The organism is Nocardiopsis sp. LDBS0036 (genome assembly GCF_041228755.1).
GTDB classification, from domain to species: domain Bacteria; phylum Actinomycetota; class Actinomycetes; order Streptosporangiales; family Streptosporangiaceae; genus Nocardiopsis; species Nocardiopsis dassonvillei.
Genome location: NZ_CP141103.1, coordinates 3,765,540 through 3,782,508, shown reverse-complemented (window position 1 = coordinate 3,782,508; position 16,969 = coordinate 3,765,540). Strand labels below are relative to the sequence as shown.

Sequence of the window (16,969 nt, the reverse complement as noted above, 5' to 3'; positions counted from 1 at the left end):
CCCTGAATGCTCATTTGCTGATACTAAGTATGTTACTACAGATTCCCGGAAAGGCAACCCCTGGCTGTTGGCGCCAAGAAAACCGCAGTTCAGCGTTCAGATGACCGCGCAGATGGGCTCCACGCTTGGGGAAGGAGCAGGATGCCTGGTGCGGCTCGCTTCTGCGCCTCAACAAGACTGAAAGGGCACGTTCCTTCCGAATCCCGGAAGTCCACTGTGCCGCCGAGGAACTCCGCTGGATGCAAGATCACGTCAGTACCGGAGAACTTGGCCCAGAAGAAGGTGATAACTCCTCCGGAGACGCTCGTGTACCGAAGGTCCAGAACACCCTCATTGAAGAGCGCAGATCCGAAGTTCAACTCGCCTCTGGTGATCTGGGTGCTGGTAAAGTCCACCTTGGCCCCGCAGAAGACCGAGAGGTTGAAGGCGATTGTACCTCCGGTGAGTTTCGCGCCAGCCCACAGCAAATCGCCATCGGCGAAATGCGCCCCGAAGAAGCTGACTTCAGCTCCTAGGACCTTCGCTTCCTGAAAGCCCACTGCTGCGCCGGTAAATCTGGCATGGCGGAAATTTACCGTGCCATGTGTGAACTCAGCGTTGAGGAAGGACACTGTGCCTGCGGAGAAATCCGCCTCGGTGAAGTCGATTTCGGCTCCGGTGAATTTTGCCCCCGTGAAGCTCACCCGGGCTCCGGAGAAGTGTGTCTGGTAGAAGCTCACTGTGCCGCTGGCGAAATGCGCACGGCGGAAGCTCACCTTGCCGGTAGTGAAGTGGGCACGGTTGAAATCTCCACCGTCGAAAACCACTCCAGTAAAGTCGTAGTTTCGTCCGCGCCAGCGGGTGTCCTCATGCAGACGGTCGCCGATGACACGGATGATGGTGTGGCGCACTTCCTGGAAGGAGGCGAACCTTAGCTCATGATCGTGATGCTCAAGAGACTGTTCATCGGTGGCTCCCTCAGGCAGTGGGGCAGGCGCAGGGATGTAGGGCATACGCAGGTAGGCGCACAGCACATCGATGATCATCTGCACCAGGTCGTCCCGGCCCGCGGGTGCCTCGTCCGCTAACCGCGCCAGGGCATACACTCCTGCCAGACGCACGGTGGCGTGCTCACTGCCCAACTTCTCACTGGCTGCGTCAAAGCTTTCAGTGAACAGTCTGGCCATCTCGCGCTGTTCTCCCTGTTCGCTGGTGCGTTGGCGCCGGTAATGGATGACCAACAGCGCCACACCACCCAGGCCCGCGACGACGGCAAAGGCTCGCGTGGCAATGGCGTCCAGGGCCCGGGGGGACAGGTCGGTGGGCCGATCAAGCCCAGGGGCTCCCAGCACGAGCCAGATAAGGAGCACCATCGCTGCCACCGCTCCAATGGCCACCGCCCATGCGGCAAAGATCAGCGACCACAGGTGAAACGAGGTCCGACTCTGGATCTCCAGGAGAATCGACACCACGGCCACCGTCAGAACGACCACCAGGCTTACCCCGAGAAGAATTCGTTCCACAGGCAGGTCTGGGGGAAGCAAGTCCCACAGGAAGGCGAGCAGGGGTCGGGCGGTGGCGGTGAGCGCGAGCAATGCCGTGGTGGCGAGGGCGATGCTGGACCACTGACGGGGGGTGGGTGAACGCATGCTCGCCACGTTAGACGGGGTCGAGGAGGGTTGCTACAAGCCGTTGGGCGGTAGGCCCCCGCCTGAGGTCATCGCAGTATCACGGAAGCCCCCGCGCAACGCGACGTTGCACGGGTAGCTGCGTCATGTCCGGATCCGTCTGTCTGGCCGCCGACAAGGTTCACTTACCGAACTCAAATACCTGAGCTGCTGTCTGCTGTGAGGACAGCTCGAGTCACCAACAGATTTGTTCCGTGCCTTGCTGACCGTAGGAAATGCTCGGTGATTGCTCGGCTGTTCCGGGACGGGGTGACACGCGGTGGTCTCCGGTGGCACGCACCGAGACACTGCCGACCGGACGGGCCGGAACAAACCTCTATATAACGGGACGTTCTGCCCGCACGCACGCGGACTTTTAATCCGTGGGTTCAGGGTTCGAGCCCCTGGGGGCCTACCCGCAAAACCCCAGTTCAGAGGCTATTTTCGAGGTCCTCGCCCTGGGGTTTTCTCGTTCCCGGGGCGTGGGGTTGCTCCGCTGGCTGCTCTTCGGCCTCCGACTCGCCGGAGCGACAGCCCGCCCGAACCCACTCAGAGCGGTCCCTATCTCCTCGGTCGGTCCGAAGTCCGCTGGTCACGGCCCGCACCCCACGGACGCATACGCTCGCCGAGCACAGCGGGCACCGGAGGTTCACATCCGGAACTGGGCCTTGACGAGTGAGGGACCCTCGAACTCCTCGGGGATGGCGTCCATCAGCACCTCGTTGACGGTCTCGCCCAGCCACTGGTTGGAGTTGCGCCGCATCCCCTGCCGCTTGAACCCCGCCTTCTCGTAGGCGCGGATCGCCCCGGCGTTGGGCTCGATGACGGTCAGGTACACGCACCTCAGGTTGGTCACGTGGAAGGCGTAGTCCAGCACCAGCCGAGTGGCCTCGGTGCCCACGCCCCTGCCCCGGGACTCGCCCAGGGCCACCACGTACTCGCCGTTGCGCCGCATCTGGTCGATGTAGACCTGGGCCAGGCCAACCGGGCACGGGCTCTCCCCGGTCAGGTCGTAGACGGTGAACCGCAGTTCCCTACCCGAGGCGCGACCGTAGCCCTCCACGAGGATCTCCCGCGTGGACTCCAACGGCTGCGGGGTCTGCCGGTTGTAGCCGACGATGGTGGGGATCGACTGCTCCCACTTCCAGTACTCCTCCACGAGGTCGGCGCGCAGCGGGCCGATTCCGGCTTTGTCGCCGCGCAGCCAGATCAGGGGGTCGCTCACGTGGTCTCCTCCGCTGTTGGGATGGTCAGCAGTGTCGTGCACCGCCGTGTGCTGTCGGGTTCGGCCACCGGGCGCCCCTCCGCCTCGATCCAGGCGTGCAGACGAATGGGGTCGGCGATCACGCCGTGGCACCAGTGCACGCCGCGTCCGAGGAGGGCCAGGGCCAGTGCCGCGGCCACCGATTCTTCCAAGCAGGCGACCCGCACGGGCGAGAACAGGCCGAGCCGCCGCACCGCGTGGACGACTTCGGCGGCTTCGGCCGTGGTGGCAGGACGACGGCCGAACTTCGAGACGTTCTGCGCGAGGCGGACCATACGGTTCATGCGAGAGCGACGTGGTCCGATCCGCGCGTTCGTGAGGACCATGAGCAGCGCTCCAGAAGCGACGATCATCCGGGAGAACGCGACCCTGGGGAACTCGGTGAATCCCATCGGGAGTTCCTGCACACCCCAGCTCGCCTCCCAACGCCGCCCCGGGACGGGCGGTGAACCGGGGACCGGGTTCGCGGACAGCACCACCATCCCTGGAATAGGGGAACACCCGGCTGCGCACCGCCGCGAGCGCGAACAATGTCCGCACCCTGTTAACCGCATGCCACCGGGCCCCGCAGGAACCTAACCGGACCTCTTCGTCCACGTCCTGGGCGTGTGCGCCTCGCCGTGGTGTCGGTGAGGAAGCGGGGCCGTTCGGGGCGGCTGGCGATTCGGTCAGGCTGCCGCCGTGTCGGGTTGCAGGGCGGGGCCGAGCAGGAGCCCGCCGTCCGCGACGAACTCCGAGCCCGTGACGAACGAGGCGTCGGCCGAGGTGAGGTAGAGGAGGAGTGCGGTGATGTCGGCCGGGGTTCCCATTCGGGGGATGGCGTACGGCTCGGGCGAGTAGAAGTCGGCGATGGGCGGCTGACCGGCGATCGGTTCGTTGACCAACGGGGTGGAGATGACGCCGGGGTGGATGGAGTTGACCCGGATGCCGTCTCGACCCAGCTCCAGCGCGGCGGTCCTGGTGAGCCCGCGCAACGCCCACTTGCTGGCGACGTACGGCGCGTAGAGCGAGGTGCCGGCGTGGGCCATCGTGGAGGCGATGTTGACGATCACTCCGCCGCCGTTGCGGCGCAGTGACGGGGTCACGGTCTTGGTGCCGAGAAACGTGCCGGTGAGGTTGACGTCGAGTACGCGGTCCCAGACCCGCCGTTCGGTGGCCTCGATCGGCACCGCGGGGTTCTGGACGCCGGCGTTGTTGACCAGGATCCCGATCGGACCGAACCGGCGTTCGGTCTCGGTGACCGCCGCCGCCCAGGCGTCCTCGTCGGTGACGTCCAGACGAACGAACAGTGCCCGCTCGCCGAGTTCGGCGGCGAGCTCCTTGCCAGGCCCTTCGGAGAGCGCGGCGATGACAACGTTCGCCCCCTCCTCGTGGTAGGCCCGAACGTGGCTGGCCCCCTGCCCGCCAGTGCCGCCGGTGACGAGAACGGTCTGCTTGTCGAAGCGTCCCATGACGCGGTCCTCCCTGCGAAACAATGGTGAGTCGAGTGACTCGCCTCGCCAAAGCTACGTACATGACGGGTGGTGAGTCAAGTGGCTCGCCTCGCGTAGAGTGGCGCCCATGACGACGGAGCCCTCGCCCTACCACCGGCGCGTCGCCGAGCAGAAGCGGGCGGCCATCATCAAGGCCGCCACCCGACTGTTCCTCGACGCCGGGTACGCCGGCACCTCACTGGCCAAGGTCGCCGAGGCGGCCGGGGTGTCGAAGGCGACTCTGTTCAAGCAGTTCCCGACCAAGGCGGCTCTGTTCGACGCGATCGTGACGGAGTCCTGGACGGTTGAGGACGACGGAGACCTCCGCCCGCCGACGGGCGACCTGCGGGCGGGCCTGACGGCGATCGGCCGCCGGTACGTCACCCTCCTCGCCCAGCCCGGCATGGCGGCCCTCTTCCGCATCGTCATTGCCGAACTGCCGCGCTTCCCCGAGTTGGGCGAAGCCCATTTCGAGCGCGGCAAGATGCCCTACTTCGACTCGGTGCGCCGCTATCTCGACGCCGAGAACGCCCTGGGCACGGCCAAGCTGGACGACACGGAACTGGCGGCGACCCAGTTCCTCGGGATGATCTCCAACTACGTCTTCTGGCCCCGGATGCTGCTCATCGACTGGTCGCCTGACGACGCATCGATGGCACGCGTCGTGGACGAGGCCGTACTGATGATGGAGGCCAGATACGGCGCGGCGAACACCACCGGCTGAAGCAGCCGTGCGCGGCGCGTGAAGGCCGGTCGGCGGGTCGGCAACGTTGCTCCGACCGGACCGGCACCGCGACGAACGCCGGGGGCGAAGAGGGGCGCGGTGGTGATCGCGGAAAAACGGGCGGATCTGGCCGTGGCCTGTGCCCAACTCCCGTGCCCGACGGGCGGCCACCCGGCGCCGGGTCGGGCGGGGCGGCCTGGGGATTTCCCGAAAACAGGATCTGAGTTTTCCCGGCCTAGAAAAAATACTTCGGCCACAACACATTTCCTCTAACCCCTGTACTACGCATTTCGGTGTCCTGCGGCACACCGCTTTTCCGGGACAGGGGGATTCCTGTGTGATAGGTTCTAAGGAGTTGCAGTCGTGAACCCCGATGGACTCCATCTCTTCGGGCGATCACCGCGGTGACGGGAAAATCGTCATCCGCGGTTTTCTTCATGCTCCGAACGAGAGGTATCCCTATGGCGACCGGTACGGTCAAGTGGTTCAACGGCGAAAAGGGCTTCGGCTTCATCGAGCAGGACGGCGGCGGCCCCGACGTCTTCGCCCACTACTCGAACATCCAGGCCACGGGCTACCGCGAGCTGGCCGAGGGCCAGGCCGTGCAGTTCGACGCCGTGGCGGGGGCCAAGGGTCCCCAGGCCGAGAACATCACCCTGGTCTAGGGGAGCCGACGCTCCTCCTGCGGCAGGGGCCCGCCCTCAGGGCGCTGGGCCCCTGCCGCTTTTCCTTTTTCTCCGCCCGGTTTTCCAGCCGTCACCCCCCGAACGGCACCGGCGTCCACCGCGCCCCGGAGTCCTCCGGACGAGCGCGGAAACCCGCATTACTTATCCGGCGTACTCCGGTTTCCCCCTGCGAGGTCGAAAGGCCTCCCGCCCGGCGAGCGCCGCTGGCGAAAGGCCTCACATGAGTTATCCGCACCGCACCGACACCAGCCGCGGTCGTCCCTCCCGGGGATACGGCCGTCAGCGCCCCCGCACGCCCGGACACCCCCGGTCCGGCGGTCCTTCCGGGGAGTTCGCCCTCCCGGTCAGCATCACCCCAGCGCTCCCGCCGGTGGAGTCCTTCGAGGCGCTGGACATGCCCGCACCGTTGAAGCGGACCCTGACCCGGCAGGGGCTGACGGTCCCGTCCGAGATCCAGGCGGCCACCCTGCCGAACTCCCTGGCCGGACGCGACGTCCTGGGCCGCAGCCGGACCGGTTCGGGCAAGACCCTGGCCTTCGGACTGGCTCTGCTCGCCCAGCTCGACGGGCGCAAGGCCGAGCCCCGGCGCCCCCTGGCCGTGGTGCTCGCACCCACCCGTGAGCTGGCCCAGCAGGTGGCCGACGCACTGGCGCCCTACGCGCGGTCGGTGGGGGTGCACGCGACGACCGTGGTGGGCGGCATGCCCATCAGCCGCCAGTCCCGCGCCCTGCGTCAGGGCGTGGAGCTGGTCGTGGCCACCCCGGGCCGCCTGCGCGACCTGATGGAGCGCGGCGACTGTGTTCTGGACCAGGTTGAGGTCACCGTCCTGGACGAGGCCGACCAGATGACCGACATGGGCTTCATGCCGCAGGTCACCGCGATTCTCCAGCAGGTTCCGGCCGACGGTCGACGCATGCTGTTCTCGGCCACCCTGGACCGCAACGTCGACACCCTGGTCCGCCGGTTCCTGAACGACCCGGTGGTCCACTCGGTCGACCTGTCCGAGGGCGCGGTCTCCACCATGGAGCACCACGTCATGCACGTGTCGCACGCCGACAAGCAGGACGTCGTGACCCGGATCGCGGCCCGCGACGGTCGGGTGATCATGTTCCTGGACACCAAGCGCGCCGTGGACCGGATGGCCGAGCACCTGCTGGCCAACGGGGTCCTCGCCGCGCCGCTGCACGGCGGGCGGTCCCAGCCCCAGCGCACCCGCACCCTCGACCAGTTCAAGAGGGGCGCCGTGACCGCGCTGGTCGCCACCAACGTCGCCGCGCGCGGCATCCACGTGGACGGGCTGGACCTGGTGGTCAACATCGACCCGCCCACCGACCACAAGGACTACCTGCACCGGGGCGGACGCACCGCGCGCGCGGGCGAGACGGGCAGCGTGGTCACGCTCGTGCTGCCCAGCCAGCGGCGCGACATGACCCGGCTGATGAGCCGGGCCCGGATCGACGCGCACACCGCGCGGGTGGACGCCCAGGACGTGGAGCTGACCAGGGTGACCGGAGCGCGTGAGCCCTCGGGCGTACCGGTCGCCGTGCCTGCCGGGGGCTCGCGGGAGCGGCGGCACCGTGGTGCCGCGGCACGCCGACCGCGCCGCTGACCCGACCACGACGGGGCCCGGGAGTAGGACGCTCCCGGGCCCCGTCGTGCTGGTTCTCCAAGTCGCGGATGCCCGCCCACGTCCGGAAAAAGGCTGGTCCCTGCCCCGGGGTCGTGTGGGCCGCACCGCGTCCCCGCCGTCACCGCCGGTGTGCCGCGTTCTTCGGAATCGGGTTCCCGGATTCTGAGGCAGCCGGAAACGGGCGGTGCTGAGAACCGGCGGATTCGACCCGCGCCCCGCCGTTCGCAGGAGGTGCCCAGTGGTTGCTCGGCTGTTCCGGGACGGGGGGGCACGGGGCGGTCTCCTGCACCCGCGGCCTGGGCTGGGCTCCGACGACGCGATCACTGCCGCCGGGCCGATCACTCCTTTCGGCTGCTTCGGCACCGCCGGGAAAGCCGCCGCTTCGGCCCTTTACGACGGAGTGTCCGTCTGCTGGCGTGCCGGGGCCGAGAAGGCGGCGAACGCGGTGTCCAGCAGGTTGCCGAGGTCCTCTCGGCCTTCGCTCGCGCTCCACTGCCCGAGGACGATCCACAGGATCTCGAGCGCCGCCGCCACGCGCACTTCGGCGACGACCGACGACCCGTCGGCCGAGGAGGTCGTCTTCTGCAGTCGGGCGACGATCTCCGGGCGCCATGCAGCCTGCTTCTCGCGGAGGCGCGCGCACAGGGCCGGGGTCCGCTCGATGAGGCCGAGGATCGTCACGAGCTCCTGGACGTCGCGCACGAGGAACCTCACGGCTGACTCCAGGGCGTTGCGCAATCTGCTCCAGTCGTTCCGGTCGGCCCGTTCGGCATCGAGTGCGTCGGCGATGACGCCACCGACAGGGTCGAAGACGAACAGGACCACGTCTTCCTTGGTGCCGAAGTAGCGCAGGAAGGTGCTCCGCGACACCCCGGCGGCTTCGGAGAGGTCGGTGAAGGTGACCTGGTCGAAGCCGGTGAGGCAGAAGCGGTTGAACGCGACGCGAGCCAGCTCTGCTCGCACCGCGTGGCGGCTGATCTCACGGGTACCGCTTGGCGCTGCGCTCATGGGGACGAGTGTACTCCGACACACTCGCTTGCTTCTTTGAATCCAGGTTTCTAGTCTGACACCCAGTGTCACCCTCGATACTGGGATTCGCGACGCGGTCCCCGGTCGGCGGCCTGGCCGCAGGCCGTCCCTTACACGCGTACATGGAGCCACTTCATGAGCTACAAGGACCTTCCCGCCCTGACGATCGACGTCTCGGACGGGGTCGCGACGGTGAAAATCGATCACCCGCCGCTCAACCTGATGGACGCGGTCCTCCTGTCGTCACTCCGGGCGTTCGTCGCGCGTGTGCGGGATGACGCCGACGTCCGCGTCATCGTCTTCGAGAGCGCTGACCCGGAGTTCTTCGTCGCGCACGGTGACATGGCCTACCTCACCGACCCCGACGCGCTGCCCGCAGCCACCCGCGCCGCGATCGCGGCCGCACCGGGCTCGACCGTCCCGGAAGGCCTGAACATCCTCCAGGCGATGAGCGAGGAGGTCCGCTCGCTGCCGCAGGTCACTATCGGCAAGCTCGCGGGCTTCGCGCGCGGCGCGGGCAACGAGTTCTTCATGTACCTGGACATGCGGTTCGCGGCGATCGGCGAGTCGGGTCAGGGCCAGCCGGAGTCCTTGATGGGGATCCTCCCCGGAGGCGGTGGCACGGTGAACATGACGCGGCTGGCGGGAAGGGCCCGCGCGCTGGAGCTCATCCTCGGCGCAGAGCTCGTGGGCGCGGAGCTCGCGGAACGGTACGGCCTGATCAACCGTGCCCTGCCCGCCGCAGAACTCGATCCCTTCGTGGACACCCTCGCCCGACGGATCGCCGGCCTCCGGGCGGAGGTGATCCCCATGACGAAGGCTGCGGTCGACGCGGTCGCGCAGCCGATTCCGCGTGCGGCCTACGCCGTTGAGAACGAGGGTCTGGTCGCCGCGTTCGGCGATGAGGTCACCGAGCTCGCCCACAAGCTGCTCGCCGCTGGTATCCAGACCCGCGAGGGCGAACGGGACCACGAGCGCATCGCCAACAGCATCTGAGCGCCCAAGCTCTCGCCATCCGTGCGCAGAGGCCCCGTGAGAGGAGCTCCTCAGCCGTTGCCGGCACGCGTGTTCCCGAGTGGTCGGGCCGACCGCCCCGGTTCACCGGGCACTGTCGGGAACACGACCGGCCGAAGCGCCGGAAACGGCGGGCAGGGGAGCGGACGGCGTAAGCAGCCGTAGGTTCGGAAGCGCTGTCGGCCGCGCGAACTGGCGCGGTCGGGAAGGCGGGCGGCCGAGCGGGCACGGGTCCCGTCGACCATGGAGCCGCTGGCACCCCGTGATCGCCGAGGAGGCCCGTGCCCGTGCTCCCATCATGGCCGGCCGAGCCGCTCTGGGACCGATGCGCGGTCCTGCCTCCCGGGCGGCCGGAACGCCACCCAGGCCATTCACCTGGCTGTCACCACCGGAGCCGGTACATGCCGGACTCGGTCCGTGCCTCGCCGACCTGCGATGAGACCGCCACGGAACAGTGGTGGTTCAGCTCCCGGAGCCGACGATGGCGGTGACGCGGATCTCCACGCGCATCGCGGCGAGGCCGAGGACGGTGACGCCGGTCTCGGTCCAGATCGGCGCACGGCCGCCGAGGCGGCGGCGGAACTGCTCGGCCATGACCCTGTTGTGGTCGTCGCCGATGACGTCGTCCCCCGGCGCGACCTTGTGGTACGAGTTGACGTGGATGACGTCCTTCCAGGTCGCGCCGACCGTGGCGAGCGTGCTCTCCACGTTGTCGAAGGCCTGGACGATCTCGTCCTCCAGCGAGTCGGGGACGGCCAGGTCGTCGTCCACTCCGGCCTGGCCTGAGATCTCGACCCGGTCGCCGACGCGGACGGCCCCGCTGTAGCCGAGGGCCGCGTGCAGCTTCTCGCCGTAGCCCGGAGCGATGCCGAAGGTGACGGTGCTCATGATGCTCCTTCTTCCGCAGGGGTGCGTTTCCCCTTCGATGACTTCAAGCGTAAAGTGACAGTAGCAAGCAATGACTTCAAGCGTCAAGTGATGACGGGATTCGCCGGAAGGGCGGGACGGCTCCATGAGCGACACGGAAGGGCCCATGAGCGGCACACACGGGCACGGGGACGACGAGGAGCCGCGGTGGCTCGACGAACAGGAGAAGGCGGCGTGGACGGGCCTGGTCTCCCTCGTCCTGCTGCTGCCCGGCAAGCTGGAGTCACCGCTGCGGCAGGAGAACGGCCTCACCCTGTTCGAGTACCTCGCGCTCAGCCACCTCTCCGAGGCCCCGGGGCGCAGGCTGCGGATGGGGGAGCTCGCCTTTCTCGCCAGCGGTTCGCTCTCCCGTCTGTCCAACGTCGTCAAACGCTGTGAACAGCGCGGCTGGGTCGTGCGGACACCCGACCCGGACGACGGCCGCTACACCCTCGCCGAACTCACCGACGTCGGCCTCGACCTCGTGCGCTCGGCGGCGCCCACGCACCTGCGCTCCGTGCGCCGCACCATCCTCGACCCGCTCAACACGACCGACCTGAAGGCCCTCGCCCGCATCGCGGAAAAACTCGGCATCGTCCCCGACGGCCTCGGCTGACAGCCGTTCCCGTGCCACGACCCGGGACGGTCGGGCCCGTGCGGGGGCGGCGAGTCGGCCCGCCCGCACCGGAGTACGTCCCCCACCCGGTCCCGCTCGGCCCTGCCCGGCTCCACCCGGCCCTGTCCGGTCCCCGGCCGCCCGGGAACCGGACAGGGCACCCGAACGCTACGACGGCGCCCCGGCCGTGACCGGCGCGGGCGCCGCGCGCCCGCCGCGCACCACCATGCCCGCGGGCACCGCGGCGAGGACGAAGAGCACCCCGGCCGTCAGGACGTAGAGGTACACGCCGGTCGCCGTGCTCACCGGGGCGCCGTCGGCCACGACCCCGGGGATCTGGGTGGCCTTGAGGAGTTCGCCTCCGGCGAAGCTGAAGACGACCGAGCCGAGGGCGAACATGACCGACACCAGGCCGGAGACCGTGCCCTGCCGTTCCGGCGGTGCCAGGCTGGTCGCCAGGTTGTAGCCGGACGTCGAGATCGCGCCGGCGGCCATGCCGACCAGGGCCCCGCAGGCGACCGCCAGCGGCAGGACCGACACGCCGACGAGCATCATGAGGGTCGCCGCCGCACCGACGGCGATGGCGGCGAGGAGGGGCCGTGCGGCGCCGAACCGCCCCGCGACCCATCCGGCGAGGGTGCCGCCGACCATGATGCCGAGCGAGGGCGCGGCGAGCAGGACCGCCACCGCGCCTCCGTCGCCCAACCCGTAGCCGAGTCCCAGCTCGGGAGGCACCTGGGCGACGATGCTCGTCAGTTGGAGCATGCTCCGGAAGGAGCCCGCGGCCAGGACCAGGGCCAGCAGCGTCAGCAGGACCGGTCGGCTGAGGGCCCGGATGTCGATGATGGGTTCGGCGATCCGCAGGGCCAGGACCGCCCAACCGGCCAACGCGGCGACACCGGCCGCCAGCAGCACGACCATGCCCGCGGACAGCCACCCGGCGTCTCCGCCGAGGCTGACGTAGGCGAGCACGGAGCCGAGGCCGCCGCCCAGCAGGAGCGCCCCGCCCACGTCGATCCGGCCGGCGCCGCGGACCGGCGACTCCGGGATGAGGGCACGCACGCAGAGCGCGGCCGCCGCGGCGAGCAGCGCCGCCACGACGAACACGCTGCGGTAGCCGAACAGGTCGATGACCGGCACCATCACGAACGGTTCGATGATCCCGACGATCGCCGATCCCGACGTCACGAGCCCGATCACGGGCATGGCCACCCGCGGGGCGCAGATCTGGAGTACGAGGGCGACCGTGATGAAGATCGCGGCCAGGGCTGCCCCCTGGAGGAAGCGCCCCACCAGGAAGATCCAGACGTTGGGGGCGACGAGGCAGACCAGCGCGCCCGCGCACGCGGTCACCAGCGTGACGACGAGCAGCCGCCGCTTGCCGAAGACGTCGGAGCTCTTCGCGAGCAGCGGCGACCAGATGGCCCCGGCCAGCATCGCGCTCGCGTTCAGCCACGCGGCCTGGTCGGTGTCGAAGTGCTCCAGCAGTTGGGGCAGGACCAGCAGGGGGGAGGCGATGGCCACGTCGGCCAGGACGTTGGCGAGGATGAGAACGGCGACCCAGAGGACGAGTCGCCCGCTCCATCGGTGCTCCGGGGTGTCGGCAGCGGACTCTTCCGGCGTGTCCTTCACATCTATCCTCTCCAGCGCGCCTTTCCGGCGCGTCAGGGGTCGGGAACTCCTCGCGTCGGGGTTCAGCGTGTGCCGGTGTCCGCTGCCCGCAGGGCCTCGTCGCGGGCGGCGATGGCGGCCCAGCTGGTCGGCAGTATGCGGTCGCGGCCGCGGTCGACGCTGGCCTGGGCGAAGGTGACGTAGGGGCGCTGCCGGACCTCGTACCGCTCGAACGCGGCGGTGTGGTCGCCGCCGCACCGGTCGAGTTCCTCGGCGAGGATGTGCGCGCCGGTGAGCGCGAGTGAGGTGCCCCGGCCGGAGAGGAAGGCCGGGCTGTACCCGGCGTCGCCGACGAGGGCGACGCGGCCGCGGTGCCAGGAGGGCAGGTGGATCTGGCTCGCGGAGTCGAAGAAGAAGCCGGGGTCGGCTCGGACCGCGTCGAGCAGCTCCGGGATCCTCCACGACCGGTGCCCGGCGAAGGCGTCGATGACGATCTTCTTCTGGGCGTCCAGGTCGTGGCGGTCGTAGTCGAGCGGTTCCGAGCGGAACTGGAAGACCGCGACGGCCCTGTCCTTGTACCAGAAGGTGCCCGCCATTCGGCTGGGGACGTTGTGTATCGAGTTGACGCCCTCGGACCGGGCCTCGCCGGGCAGGGCGGCGAGCGCGATGTAGACACCGAGGTGGCGGAGGTAGTCCTCCTCGGGCCCGAACACCAGCCTGCGTACCGCGGAGTGCTGGCCGTCGGCACCGAGCACGAGGTCGTACCGCCCGGTTCGACCGGAGGCGAAGCGCACTCCGACACCGTCGCCGCCGTCGGCCAGCTCCGCGATCGAGTCGCCGAAACGGATCGCCGCGGTGCCGGGGAGCGCGTCGGCGAGGACGCGCACGAGGTCCTCGCGGAGGATCTCGATGTCGTCGTCGGAGTCGCTGATCTGGGCGATGGGGATGCGGCCCACCGGTTCGCCGCCGCCGTCGACGAACCAGGTGGACTCGGTCATCCGCAGCCGTCGCTTCCGGATCTCGGCGAGCAGGCCCATCCTCTCCACGGTTCGGACCGCGTCACCGCGGATGTCGATGGGTGTGCCCGCGAGGCGGAGGCCGTGGTCGTACTCGACGACGGTGACGTCGTGGCCGCGGGTGCCGAGTTCACGCGCGGCGGCGAGGCCGGCGATACCGGCTCCGGAGACGAGGATGTTCACGGGATGTGCTCCAGGTGGGTCTGGGCGGACGTGCCGGTCGGATGGGTGGCGGTGCTCCGGAGCAGGGGAGGGGGCGCGGCAGCGCGGTCGGCGCAAGGGTCGCGGTACCTGGCAACTAAAGCAACTATTTGTTGCTTTAAGAAAGCCTACCCACGGTCGGCTTGCACCGCAATGCCGCGCCTGGCGACAATCGGCACCCGAGCAGAGAACAGGAGGTGGGCGTGGAGATGGCCGACGGGACCGCTGACCGGCCGCCCGCACGGCGCCCCGGCGGCCGCAACGCGCGGGTGCGGGCGCGGGTCCTCACCGCGACCGCCGAGCTCGTCGCGCGCGACGGCGTCGTGGGCTTCCGCTACGAGGAGGTCGCCGAGCGCGCCGGTGTGCACAAGACCAGCGTCTACCGCAACTGGCCCGACCGCGAGGAGCTGGTCGTCGACGCCGTACTGAGCTACGCCGAGAACCTCGCGTCGGTCGCCGACACCGGTGACCTCCACCGGGACCTGGCGGACTTCCTGATGGGCCTCGCCGGTGGCCTGGAGACGCCTTTCGGCCGGACGCTCGAACAGGCCGTCCAGCCCGCCCACCAGAGCCCCGCCGTCCGGCAGGCGCTGTCCAGGGTCCTCGACCAGCGCGTGGCCGTCATGCGGCGGCGGGTGGACACCGCGGTCGAGCGGGGTGAGCTGCCCCCGGTCGACAGCGCCTTCCTCGGCGAGATGATCTCCGGCCCGGTGCACCTCATCCTCAACCGCGGCCTGCGCGCGTTCACCCGCGCGGACGCCGAGCGCATCGTCGCCGTGGTCCTCGCCGGTATCCGCGCCACGGCCCCGCACGGCTGAGGCGCGCGACCGGCCCGGGGCGGCGGGGAGGGCCGGATCCCCGATCCGCCGTCTCCGGTGGCTTCCGCGCACACGCCGGGGCTTCGGGAGGTACTGTGCGGATGACTTCGGATCGGGGGAGCGGCCATGTGGGCGGTACTGGGTATCTGCGGCAGCCTGCGCCGGAACTCCCACAACGCCGCACTGCTGCGCCTGGCGGGCCGCAGCAACCCCGACGTCTCCGTGGTCGGCGGTGACCTGGCCGGACGCCTGCCCCTGTTCAACCCCGACCTGGACGACGACGGGGACCTGCCGGAGGTCGTCACGAGGTTCCGGTCCTGCGCCGACCGGGCCGAAGGCGTGATCATCGCGACCCCCGAGTACGCGCACGGCCCCTCCGGGGCCACCAAGAACGCCATGGACTGGCTGGTCGGCTCCGGAGGGCTCGCCGGGAAGCCGACCCTCCTCATGAGCGCGTCACCGGGACAGGCGGGCGGTATGCGCGGCCACCTCGCGCTGATTCCCACGCTGACCCTGATGGGGAGCGTCCTGGTCGACTCGGTCACGGTCTCCGGGGCCCCCAGCCGGGTGGACTCCCGTGGTGAGTTCCGTGATCCGGCGGTGCTGGAGCGGGTCCGGCTGGCCATGGACGAGATGGCCACGGCGCTCTCCTACTCCCGGCGGAAACAGGCGGCGGCCCCGCTCCTGGAGTAACCCCGCTCCTCCGTCCGCTCCGCGGGCGGCGGGCCGTCGCGCCCCGGGCCGGACCCGCCCCGCTGACCGTGGGCGTGAACGGCGCGCTCCAGCCGCCCGGACCGGTGTCCCGCGCGCGCTCCGACCTGACCCGCCCCGACCCGCGCACGGACGCGGCAGGCGCCGCCGACCGGTCCTGTCCGAGACGTGGGGGCGGTGTGACTCCTGTGAAACAGGGAACCTCCTACTTCCCCCCTCTCGTCCAACACATCGAACTACGGAGTGAAGCCAGCGTGCGCATCCACCAGACCATCCCCCGCATCGCGGCGTCGGCGCTCATCGCCGCCCCCGTCCTCGCCCTGGGCGCCCCGGCCCAGGCCGAGCAGACGACCGGCTGCCTCAGCCGGGACGGCGCCACCGTCGAGGAGGCGCGGGTCACCGAGGAGGTCCCGCAGGAGATCCTGCGCAGATCCGGGTTCGTCATGACCGTGGACCGCTTCACGCGGGAACTGTGCGCGGCGTCGGGCCCGGAGGAGGCGAGCGCGGTCGTCGAACGCCACGGCGACGCGCTCTGGCGCGAGGCGGTGGACCGGGTCCAGGGCAACGCGAGGGTCGAGGGGAGCCTGAGCGCCGGGGACGACCGTCCGGTCTACTGGGCCCGGCTCGCCATGACCTCGGCCCTCAACCGCTGGCAGCCGGACTTCGAGCTGAGCGAGGCCGACCGCGCCGGGCTCGTGGCCGACATGGACCGCCGCTCCCGCGGCCACGACGACACCCACTTCGCCGAGGTCCCCGGGGAGCCCGAGGCCCTCCACGTCGTCGTGACCGGGTTCGACCCGTTCCGCCTCGACAACGACATCCGCCAGGCCAACCCCTCCGGCGCGGCCGCCCTCGCCCTGGACGGGGCGGTGATCGAGACCGACGCCGGGGTCGCGGTCGTGGAGACCATGCTCTTCCCGGTGCGCTGGCGCGACTTCACCGACGGCATGGTCGAGGAGGCCCTCCTGCCGCACTACACCGGCGACCGGCCGGCCGACACGGTCATCACCGTCAGCCAGGGCCGACCGGGCCGGTTCGACCTGGAGGCCCACAACGGCGCCTGGCGCGGTGGCGCCGCGGACAACGAGTCGGTCGGCACGGAGGAGATGGTCCCCGTCCCCGACGGCGTCCCCACCGTCACGCCGCAGCCGCAGTGGTCGGACTCCTCCCTCGACCACCCCGCGATCGTCGAGCAGACCAGCGGCGCGCCGTTCCCCGTGGTCGACAACACCACGGTGACCGAGATCCCCGAGGGCGGGACCGAACCGGTGGTGCGCGTGGACGGGCCCACGCCCGGCTCCGAGGCGCGGGCCGGAGGCGGAGGCGACTACCTCTCCAACGAGATCGCCTACCGCAACACCCTGCTGCGCGACGCCACCGGCCTGGACATCCCCGCCGGTCACGTGCACACCCCGGTCCTGGACTTCGGTCCCGGCGACGGCGTCACCGACCCCGAGTTCGAGCGGAACCGCGCGGCGATCGTCGGTCAGGTCGAGGACATCGTCGCGGCCGCCGTCCGCGGGTGAGGCCCGGGGAGCGGGCCTTCCCCGGCGCGCTCCCACCACCGCGTCGTCCGTTTGGGGCCCGGCCGTCCCGTAGCCGGACACGGCGCTCCGGCGGGCCCC

General features: G+C 69.9%; 16 protein-coding genes. 8 read left to right on the top strand and 8 right to left on the bottom strand.

The genetic code is table 11. The features are described from left to right. Window positions 1-89 precede the first annotated feature (89 nt). From UIS43_RS15970 to UIS43_RS15955, 4 genes are all read right to left on the bottom strand, one after another. Window positions 90-1,628, bottom strand: coding sequence for a pentapeptide repeat-containing protein (locus UIS43_RS15970; protein ID WP_370010573.1), 1,539 nt, complete (start codon window positions 1,626-1,628; stop codon window positions 90-92). A gap of 667 nt (window positions 1,629-2,295) precedes the next feature. Beyond that, on the bottom strand, window positions 2,296-2,871 hold the full coding sequence (locus tag UIS43_RS15965; protein ID WP_370010570.1) for a GNAT family N-acetyltransferase: 576 nt from the start codon (window positions 2,869-2,871) through the stop codon (window positions 2,296-2,298). After that, window positions 2,868-3,302, bottom strand: a complete 435-nt coding sequence (locus tag UIS43_RS15960; protein WP_370010567.1) for a lasso peptide biosynthesis B2 protein — start codon at window positions 3,300-3,302, stop codon at window positions 2,868-2,870. The genes UIS43_RS15965 and UIS43_RS15960 overlap by 4 nt, the downstream gene beginning before the upstream one ends. A 276-nt stretch (window positions 3,303-3,578) precedes the next feature. After that, entirely contained in the window at window positions 3,579-4,361 is a 783-nt protein-coding gene (locus UIS43_RS15955; RefSeq protein ID WP_013155475.1) for an SDR family NAD(P)-dependent oxidoreductase, read from the bottom strand. Window positions 4,362-4,470: 109 nt separating this feature from the next. Between UIS43_RS15955 and UIS43_RS15950 the strand changes: the two genes are divergently transcribed. The 3 genes from UIS43_RS15950 to UIS43_RS15940 all read left to right on the top strand — a co-directional run bounded on the left by UIS43_RS15950 (window position 4,471) and on the right by UIS43_RS15940 (window position 7,401). Further along, window positions 4,471-5,106 carry a TetR/AcrR family transcriptional regulator gene (locus UIS43_RS15950; protein WP_013155474.1) on the top strand — a complete coding sequence of 212 codons (636 nt, stop codon included), beginning with the start codon at window positions 4,471-4,473 and terminating at the stop codon, window positions 5,104-5,106. 461 nt (window positions 5,107-5,567) lie between these two features. After that, the gene (locus tag UIS43_RS15945) at window positions 5,568-5,771 is read left to right on the top strand and encodes a cold-shock protein (protein WP_013155473.1); all 204 of its coding nucleotides are present in this window, start codon (window positions 5,568-5,570) and stop codon (window positions 5,769-5,771) included. 241 nt (window positions 5,772-6,012) lie between these two features. Next, window positions 6,013-7,401, top strand: a complete 1,389-nt coding sequence (locus UIS43_RS15940) for a DEAD/DEAH box helicase (protein ID WP_358453699.1) — start codon at window positions 6,013-6,015, stop codon at window positions 7,399-7,401. Window positions 7,402-7,812: 411 nt separating this feature from the next. Here the strand turns inward: UIS43_RS15940 and UIS43_RS15935 are convergent, their stop codons facing one another. Beyond that, a complete protein-coding gene (locus UIS43_RS15935) occupies window positions 7,813-8,430 on the bottom strand; it encodes a TetR family transcriptional regulator (protein WP_013155471.1) in 618 nt (205 codons plus the stop codon). Window positions 8,431-8,586: 156 nt separating this feature from the next. On the opposite strand from UIS43_RS15935, the gene UIS43_RS15930 reads away from it, so the two are divergent. Further along, complete coding sequence (locus tag UIS43_RS15930) at window positions 8,587-9,447, top strand: enoyl-CoA hydratase/isomerase family protein (RefSeq protein ID WP_013155470.1); 861 nt, start codon at window positions 8,587-8,589, stop codon at window positions 9,445-9,447. A gap of 480 nt (window positions 9,448-9,927) precedes the next feature. On the opposite strand, the gene UIS43_RS15925 is transcribed toward UIS43_RS15930, so the two are convergent. After that, a complete protein-coding gene (locus UIS43_RS15925) occupies window positions 9,928-10,353 on the bottom strand; it encodes a Rid family hydrolase (RefSeq protein WP_013155469.1) in 426 nt (141 codons plus the stop codon). A 145-nt stretch (window positions 10,354-10,498) separates the two neighbouring features. Between UIS43_RS15925 and UIS43_RS15920 the strand changes: the two genes are divergently transcribed. Beyond that, window positions 10,499-10,987: a MarR family winged helix-turn-helix transcriptional regulator gene (locus tag UIS43_RS15920; RefSeq protein ID WP_370010559.1), complete on the top strand. Its 489-nt coding sequence runs from the start codon at window positions 10,499-10,501 to the stop codon at window positions 10,985-10,987. A gap of 168 nt (window positions 10,988-11,155) precedes the next feature. Here UIS43_RS15920 and UIS43_RS15915 read toward each other — a convergent pair whose 3' ends face one another. Further along, window positions 11,156-12,619: an MFS transporter gene (locus UIS43_RS15915; protein WP_071622955.1), complete on the bottom strand. Its 1,464-nt coding sequence runs from the start codon at window positions 12,617-12,619 to the stop codon at window positions 11,156-11,158. Between the two features lie 62 nt (window positions 12,620-12,681). Beyond that, window positions 12,682-13,797, bottom strand: a complete 1,116-nt coding sequence (locus tag UIS43_RS15910; protein WP_358169703.1) for an FAD-dependent monooxygenase — start codon at window positions 13,795-13,797, stop codon at window positions 12,682-12,684. 227 nt (window positions 13,798-14,024) lie between these two features. Here UIS43_RS15910 and UIS43_RS15905 point away from each other — a divergent pair, with 227 nt between their 5' ends. From UIS43_RS15905 to UIS43_RS15895, 3 genes are all read left to right on the top strand, one after another. Beyond that, on the top strand, window positions 14,025-14,633 hold the full coding sequence (locus tag UIS43_RS15905; protein ID WP_013155465.1) for a TetR/AcrR family transcriptional regulator: 609 nt from the start codon (window positions 14,025-14,027) through the stop codon (window positions 14,631-14,633). Between the two features lie 126 nt (window positions 14,634-14,759). Continuing rightward, window positions 14,760-15,326: an NAD(P)H-dependent oxidoreductase gene (locus UIS43_RS15900; protein WP_358169701.1), complete on the top strand. Its 567-nt coding sequence runs from the start codon at window positions 14,760-14,762 to the stop codon at window positions 15,324-15,326. Window positions 15,327-15,598: 272 nt separating this feature from the next. Beyond that, the gene (locus UIS43_RS15895; protein ID WP_370010554.1) at window positions 15,599-16,870 is read left to right on the top strand and encodes a pyroglutamyl peptidase; all 1,272 of its coding nucleotides are present in this window, start codon (window positions 15,599-15,601) and stop codon (window positions 16,868-16,870) included. Window positions 16,871-16,969 lie beyond the last annotated feature (99 nt).